The organism is Streptomyces misionensis, assembly GCF_007896895.1.
Lineage (GTDB): Bacteria > Actinomycetota > Actinomycetes > Streptomycetales > Streptomycetaceae > Streptomyces > Streptomyces misionensis_A.
The window spans coordinates 57,156-64,395 of sequence record NZ_VOGW01000161.1 but is presented as its reverse complement, the minus strand read 5'-3'; the positions used below and the strand labels follow the sequence as shown (position 1 = coordinate 64,395).

The 7,240-nt window shown below is 70.8% G+C and carries 7 protein-coding genes; 4 read left to right on the top strand and 3 right to left on the bottom strand.

Annotated features, from left to right (window positions below; genetic code table 11):
- The first annotated feature begins 153 nt into the window (after positions 1 to 153).
- Positions 154 to 402 (top strand): hypothetical protein, encoded by a 249-nt coding sequence (locus FRZ03_RS26845; protein WP_222443411.1) that lies wholly within the window; start codon positions 154 to 156, stop codon positions 400 to 402.
- Here the strand turns inward: FRZ03_RS26845 and FRZ03_RS26840 are convergent.
- A complete protein-coding gene (locus FRZ03_RS26840) occupies positions 395 to 982 on the bottom strand; it encodes a TetR/AcrR family transcriptional regulator (protein WP_146467709.1) in 588 nt (195 codons plus the stop codon). The two genes, FRZ03_RS26845 and FRZ03_RS26840, sit on opposite strands and share 8 nt — an antisense overlap.
- 26 nt (positions 983 to 1,008) lie before the next feature.
- Positions 1,009 to 2,025: an aldo/keto reductase gene (locus FRZ03_RS26835; RefSeq protein ID WP_146467708.1), complete on the bottom strand. Its 1,017-nt coding sequence runs from the start codon at positions 2,023 to 2,025 to the stop codon at positions 1,009 to 1,011.
- 222 nt (positions 2,026 to 2,247) lie between these two features.
- On the opposite strand from FRZ03_RS26835, the gene FRZ03_RS26830 reads away from it, so the two are divergent.
- Together FRZ03_RS26830 and FRZ03_RS26825 are read left to right on the top strand one after the other, a co-directional pair.
- On the top strand, positions 2,248 to 3,294 hold the full coding sequence (locus FRZ03_RS26830; protein ID WP_146467707.1) for a chitinase: 1,047 nt from the start codon (positions 2,248 to 2,250) through the stop codon (positions 3,292 to 3,294).
- A gap of 65 nt (positions 3,295 to 3,359) precedes the next feature.
- Positions 3,360 to 4,640, top strand: coding sequence for an MFS transporter (locus FRZ03_RS26825; RefSeq protein WP_146467706.1), 1,281 nt, complete (start codon positions 3,360 to 3,362; stop codon positions 4,638 to 4,640).
- Between the two features lie 81 nt (positions 4,641 to 4,721).
- On the opposite strand, the gene FRZ03_RS26820 is transcribed toward FRZ03_RS26825, so the two are convergent.
- Complete coding sequence (locus tag FRZ03_RS26820) at positions 4,722 to 6,104, bottom strand: glycine--tRNA ligase (protein WP_146467705.1); 1,383 nt, start codon at positions 6,102 to 6,104, stop codon at positions 4,722 to 4,724.
- Between the two features lie 161 nt (positions 6,105 to 6,265).
- Between FRZ03_RS26820 and FRZ03_RS26815 the strand changes: the two genes are divergently transcribed.
- Positions 6,266 to 7,225 carry a metal ABC transporter substrate-binding protein gene (locus tag FRZ03_RS26815; RefSeq protein WP_146467704.1) on the top strand — a complete coding sequence of 320 codons (960 nt, stop codon included), beginning with the start codon at positions 6,266 to 6,268 and terminating at the stop codon, positions 7,223 to 7,225.
- Positions 7,226 to 7,240 lie beyond the last annotated feature (15 nt).

The following is a 7,240-nucleotide window of genomic DNA, read 5'->3' as shown; positions in this document are numbered from 1 at the left end:
CACACGGGCATGGCCACCACGACGCCGAGCCCGATGCGCACCCGCACGGCGCCGATGCCGACCCGCACCGAGCGCCCGCGCGTGAACCGCACGGAAACCCCGCGACCGACGCGCACGGTCACGCGCGGCTCCATCACCGTCTCGACCCGTGAGGTGACCGTCCGGCGCGGCCGCGTCGTGGCCTTCACCGGTCGCGTCCGGGACATCCGGTCCGGCACCACGCTGGTCCTGCAGCGCCGGGTGGACGGCCGCTGGAGCACCCTGCGCACCACGGCCCTCGTGAACCGCAACGGCACCTTCACCATCCGCCGGACGTTCACCGCCCGGGGCACCGAGACGGTGCGCGTGGTGACCCGCGACGGCCGCGTCCAGTCCGCGCCGATCGTCGTCCGGGTCAGCTGAGACCCCGCACCAACAGGTCCACCAAGGCCGTGAACTCCTCGCCGACCCCCGGCCGGGTCCACTCCCTGGCGTAGCAGGGATCGTGGAAACGACCGGTGGCCTGGAAGACGGCCCGGGCCGCAACCGCCGGGTCGGGCACCGCGAAGGTGCCCGACCCGGCTCCTTCCGTGATGATGCGCGTCAGCTGCGCGGTCAGTTCGGCTATGTGCTCGCCGACGACCGCGCCGTTCTCGTCGGTCAGCACCGTGTACGTGGCGAACAGCTCCGGATCGTCGCCCGCCTTGTGCCGCTTGGCCTCGAACAGGGCGGTGAGCCAGTCCCGCAGCCGGGCCGCGGGGTCCCGGTCGCTCGCCTCGGCGATCCGGGCGAGCTTCCCGGAGGTCCGGTCCAGCCAGCGCTTGGTGACCGCCTCGCGCAGCGCGGCCTTCGTGCGGAAGTGCCGGTAGACACTGCCGTGGCTGACGCCGAGCGCGCGGGCCACGTCCACCACGGTGGCCTTGGCCGGGCCGTGGCGGCGCAGCACCTCCTCGGTCGCTTCGAGGATGCGCTCGGCGGTCAGGGTCTCGCTGGTCGGTGCCATGTCCTAGACCGTACCCGGCGGCGGAATCAGCGCTCGCTGTCGAGGTGTGCCATCTGCGCGCCCGGGTAGCGGTCGCCGGCCGCCGCGTCCGCCGGCACGGCCTCCTCGATCGCCGCCAGGTCGGCCGCGTCCAGGGTCACCTCCAGCGCGCCGAGCGACTCGGCGAGCCGCTCGCGGGTGCGGGCGCCGATCAGCGGCACGATGTCCGCGCCGCGCGAGAGCACCCAGGCGATGGCGGTCTGCGCGACGGTGACGCCCGTGCGCTCGGCGATCGCCCGCAGCGCGTCGACCAGGTTCAGGTTGTGCTGGAGGTTCTCGCCCTGGAAGCGGGGCGAGTGGGCGCGGAAGTCGTTCGCGGCCAGCTGCCGGTCGCGGCTGAAGTGGCCGGAGATCAGGCCCCGGGACAGCACGCCGTACGCCGTGACGCCGATGCCCAGTTCGCGGACGGTGGGCAGGATCTCCCGCTCGATGCCGCGCGAGATCAGCGAGTACTCGATCTGGAGGTCCGAGATCGGCGCGGTGGCGGCGGCCCGGCGGATGGTCTCGGCGCCGACCTCGCTGAGGCCGACGTGCCGGACGTACCCCTTCTCGATCAGTTCGGCGATGGCGCCGACGGTCTCCTCGATCGGCACGTCCGGGTCGATCCGGGCGATCCGGTAGACGTCGATGTGGTCGACGCCGAGGCGCTGGAGGGAGTAGGCGGCGAAGTTCTTCACGGCGGCGGGCCGGCCGTCGTAGCCGCTCCAGCCGCCGTCCGGGTCGCGCAGGGCGCCGAACTTCACGCTGGTCAGGGCCTGTTCACGGCGCGCGGCGGGGGCGGCGCGCAGGGCCTCGCCGATCAGCATCTCGTTGTGCCCCATGGCGTAGAAGTCGCCGGTGTCCAGCAGGGTGACGCCGGCCTCCAGGGCGGCGTGGATGGTCGCGATGGACTCGGCGCGGTCGGCGTCGCCGTACAGCGCGGACATGCCCATGCAGCCGAGGCCGAGGGCGGAGACCTGGGGGCCGGTGGTACCGAGGGAGCGGGTTCGCATCGTCGTCGTCATGCCTCCAGAGTGACATGACAGCTGACAGATTTCAATATTTGTCAGCTGTCAGTCTCGACGGCTCTTTGGTCCAGACCTATTGACGTACGACGTGGACCAGACCACTGTCATGAGCAGGACAGCCCCGCGCTTCCGAGACACCGAGACACCGAGATACCGAGACTCCGAGACACCGAGGACCACGACTCCGGCACCTCACCGCACCCCACCGGGAGGCCCCGCATGATCCGTCGCACCCTGTCCCTGCTCGCCGCCGCGCTCGCGACCGCCTGTCTCACCCAGCTCCCCGCCGCCACCACCGCCTCGGCCGCCGACACCTGCGCGGTGAAGTCCCGCCCGGCCGGCAAGGTGCTCCAGGGCTACTGGGAGAACTGGGACGGCGCCGCCAACGGCGTCCACCCGCCCTTCGGCTGGACCCCGATCACCGACTCCCGCATCCCCGCCCACGGCTACAACGTGATCAACGCGGCCTTCCCGGTGATCCTCTCCGACGGCACGGCCCTGTGGCAGGACGGCATGGACTCCGGGGTGAAGGTGCCGACGCCCGCGGAGATGTGCGCCGCGAAGGCCGCCGGCGAGACGGTGCTGCTGTCCATCGGCGGCGCGACGGCGGGCATCGACCTCAACTCCACCGCGGTGGCGGACAAGTTCGTCTCGACGATCGTGCCGATCCTGAAGCAGTACAACTTCGACGGCATCGACATCGACATCGAGACGGGCCTGACGGGCAGCGGCAACATCAACCAGCTGTCCGCGTCCCAGTCCAACCTGATCCGCATCATCGACGGCGTCCTCGCCCAGATGCCGGCCGGCTTCGGCCTGACGATGGCCCCGGAGACGGCGTACGTCACCGGCGGCAGCATCACCTACGGCTCGATCTGGGGCGCCTATCTGCCGATCGTCAAGAAGTACGCCGACAACGGCCGGCTGTGGTGGCTGAACATGCAGTACTACAACGGCAGCATGTACGGCTGCTCCGGCGACTCCTACGGGGCCGGCACGGTGGCGGGCTTCACCGCCCAGACCGACTGCCTGAACAAGGGCCTGGTGGTGCAGGGCACGACGATCAAGGTCCCCTACGACAAGCAGGTCCCGGGCCTGCCCGCCCAGCCCGGCGCGGGCGGCGGCTACATGTCCCCGTCCCTGGTGTCCCAGGCCTGGCAGCACTACGGCACGTCCCTCAAGGGCCTGATGGACTGGTCCGTCAACTGGGACGGCTCCAAGAACTGGACCTTCGGCGACAACGTCAAGGCGCTGCAAGGCCGGTGACCGTCCGGAGGTCCGCGGCCGGTGGGTGAGACCTGCTCCGTGACGCCCAGGTGTTTAGTTACGGGGTGACTCACCCTCTTCGCCTACGCGACTTCCGGCTGCTCTTCGTCAGCCGCACCATGTCCACGCTCAGTGACGCGCTGGTGCCCACCGCGCTGAGTCTCGCCGTGGTGGAGGCGACCGGTTCGGCGACCTCGCTGGCCGTGGTGCTCGGCTGTGCCCTGGGGGCCCGGCTGCTCACGCTGCCCGTGGCCGGCGTGGTGGCCGACCGCTACGACACCCGCCGGGTGGCCCTCGGCGCCGATCTGGTCCGGGTGCTGACGCAGGCGCTCGTCGCCGTCCAGCTGATCGGCCCGCACCCCTCGATCGCGCTGATCGCCGTGGTCCAGGCGGTGGCGGGGGCCGCCTCGGCCGTCGGCCTCGCCAACCTCTCGCCGCTGGTCATCCGCGCGGTGCCCGGCTCCGGACCGGAGCGGCAGAAGGCCAACTCGCTCATGGGGGTGGCCAAGAGCATCTCCCAGCTGGCGGGCCCCGCCCTGGCCGGCGCGTCGATCTGGGCGGTCGGCACCGGCTGGGTGTTCGTGCTCGACTCCGCCGCCTTCGCCGTCAGCGCGGCCATGATGCTGATGGTCCGGCTGAGCGGGGAGGCGGCACCGGCCGGTGCCCGGCGTCCGGTCCTCGCCGGGCTGGCCGAGGGCTGGGCCGAGGTGCGCGCCCGGGACTGGTACTGGATCAGCCTGATCGCGCACGCGACCTGGAACTTCGCCGCCAACGTCCTGCTCACCCTCGGCCCGCTCGTCGCGGTCACCGAACTGGGCGGACCGGGCACGTGGATCGCGGTGACCCAGGCGGGCGGCATCGGGCTGCTGGCCGGGTCGCTGGTGGCCGGACGGGCCCGTCCCCGGCGCCCGATCCTGGCCGGAAACCTGGTCCTGGCGAGCTACGCCGTACCGCTGGCCCTGTTCGCCGTCGCGGCACCGGTGCCCCTGCTCGTGGCCGGGTACGGCATCGCCATGGCGGGCCTCGGCTTCCTGAACCCGACCTGGCAGACCGCGGTGCAGACGGCCGTTCCGCAGCACGTGCTCGCCCGGGTCGCCTCCTACGACTGGCTGGTCTCGCTCGCCGCGCAGCCCCTCGGCGTGATCCTGGCCCCGATCGCGCTGCACGCCTGGGGCGCCGAGGCGCCCTTCGCGGCCGCGGCCGTCCTGGTCGCCGTCGTCTGCGCCGGTACCGCGCTGGCGCCGGGTGTGCGGAACCTGCGCCTCGAACGGCCCCGCGAGACCGGCCCGGACCGCGCCCGCCCGCTCGGCGGGGTGCCGCGGGGCGAGGCGACCGGCACCTCCTGACCGGCGCGGGGTGCGCGAAAACGCCCGCCCCCCGGCCGAACGGGTCGGCCGGGGGGCGGGCGGGGCCGGAGGAGACCGGGATCAGCAGCCGATCAGGCGCTGGGCCAGGTAGCCCTCGATCTGGTCCAGCGACACACGCTCCTGCTTCATCGTGTCCCGCTCGCGGACCGTCACCGCGTTGTCCTCGAGGGTGTCGAAGTCGACGGTCACGCAGTACGGCGTGCCGATCTCGTCCTGACGGCGGTACCGGCGGCCGATCGCGCCCGCGTCGTCGAACTCGATGTTCCAGTTCTGCCGCAGGGCCTGCGCGAGGCCCTTGGCCTTCGGGGACAGCTCGGCGTTGCGCGACAGCGGCAGGACGGCCACCTTCACCGGGGCGAGACGGTGGTCGAGGCGCAGCACGGTGCGCTTCTCCATCTTGCCCTTGGCGTTCGGCGCCTCGTCCTCGACGTACGCGTCGAGCAGGAACGCCAGCATCGTCCGGCCGACACCGGCCGCCGGCTCGATGACGTACGGCGTCCAGCGCTCCTGGTTCTCCTGGTCGTAGTACGACAGGTCCTGACCGGAGGCCTTGGCGTGCGAGGAGAGGTCGTAGTCGGTGCGGTTGGCGACGCCCTCCAGCTCACCCCACTCCGATCCGCCGAACCGGAAGCGGTACTCGATGTCGGCGGTGCGCTTGGAGTAGTGGGAGAGCTTCTCCTTCGGGTGCTCGTACCAGCGCATGTTCTCCTCGCGGAGACCGAGCCCGGTGTACCAGGCCCAGCGCTGCTCCATCCAGTACTCCTGCCACTTCTCGTCCTCGCCCGGCTTGACGAAGAACTCCATCTCCATCTGCTCGAACTCACGGGTGCGGAAGATGAAGTTGCCCGGCGTGATCTCGTTGCGGAACGACTTGCCCATCTGGGCGATGCCGAACGGCGGCTTGCGGCGCGAAGCGGTCTGCACCTGGGCGAAGTTGGTGAAGATGCCCTGCGCGGTCTCGGGCCGCAGGTAGGCGACGGAGCCGCTGTCCTGGGTCGGGCCGAGGTGCGTCGACAGCAGGCCGGAGAACTGCTTGGGCTCGGTGAACTGGCCCTTGTTGCCGCAGTTCGGGCAGTTGATGTCGGCCAGGCCGTTCGCCGGGGCGTGGCCCTTCTTCTCCTCGTAGGCCTCTTCGAGGTGGTCGGCACGGAACCGCTTGTGACACGCGGTGCACTCGGTCAGCGGGTCCGTGAACGTGGCGACGTGGCCGGACGCGACCCAGACCTCGGGGGCCAGGATGACGGACGAGTCGATGCCGACCACGTCCTCGCGCGACGTCACCATGTAGCGCCACCACTGACGCTTGATGTTCTCCTTCAGCTCGACACCGAGCGGTCCGTAGTCCCAGGCGGCACGCTGACCGCCGTAGATCTCACTGCACGGGAAAACGAAGCCACGGCGCTTGCTCAGGCTGACGATGGTGTCGATCTTGTCGGCGGCCACGGTGCTCTCTTCATTACGACGACGGGCGTTGAAGCGAGATGCTTCCAGCGAATGATTCAGGTTACCGGCGCAGGCTCCCCCACGACCAAATCGGCCCCCGCCTGGGACCCCGCACGACCGATTGTTGACAACGGTTTCCATTTTTGTTGAAAATGACTGTCATGAACATACGTCGCCGCCTGCTGTCCGCCGCCGCCCTCGCCGCCGTCACCGCCCTCGGCGCCGGCACCCTCACCGCCTGCTCGGGGAACAGCTCCGCGGCGACCGGCGACGGCAGGCTCGACGTCATCGCGTCCTTCTATCCGATGTCCTTCCTCGCCGAGCGCATCGGCGGCGACCACGTCCACGTCACCAGTCTCACCACACCCGGCCAGGAGCCGCACGACCTGGAGATCAGCCCCAAGCAGATCGCCGCGATCGACGAGTCCGACGCCGTCCTCTACCTGAAGAACCTCCAGCCCTCCGTGGACGACGCGGTCGCCCAGTCCTCGGTGCCGACGAAGATCGACGCCGCCTCCCTGACCTCCCTGGAGACGCACGGCAACGAGGTCGGCGGCCACGCGGCCGCGCACGACGGCCGGCCGAACGAGGAGTCGGCGGGCAAGGACCCGCACATCTGGCTGGACCCGGTGCGCTACGCGCAGGTCGCCCAGGGCGTCGGCAAGGCCTTCGAGAAGGCCGACCCCGACCACGCGGCCGACTACAAGAAGAACACCGCCGCCCTGGTCGAGCAGCTGAACGAGCTGGACCAGCGGTTCCGCGACGGCCTCGCGCACACCGGGTCCAAGGTCTTCATCACCACGCACGCCGCCTTCGGCTACCTCGCCGAGCGCTACGGCCTCACCGAGGAGGCCATCAACGGCCTCGACCCGGACTCCGAGCCCAGCGCCGCGCGCGTGCGGGACCTGGAGCACATGGCGAAGGCCGACCACGTCTCCACCGTCTTCTACGAGACGCTCGTCAGCGACAAGACCGCGAAGACCATCGCGCACGACGCGGGCCTGAAGACCGACGTCCTGGACCCGATCGAGGGCATCACGGCCAAGTCCCGCGGCAAGGACTACTTCTCCGTCCAGAACGCCAACCTCAAGGCGCTCCAGCAGGCGCTGGGCACCAAGTGACCGGCACGGGAGAGA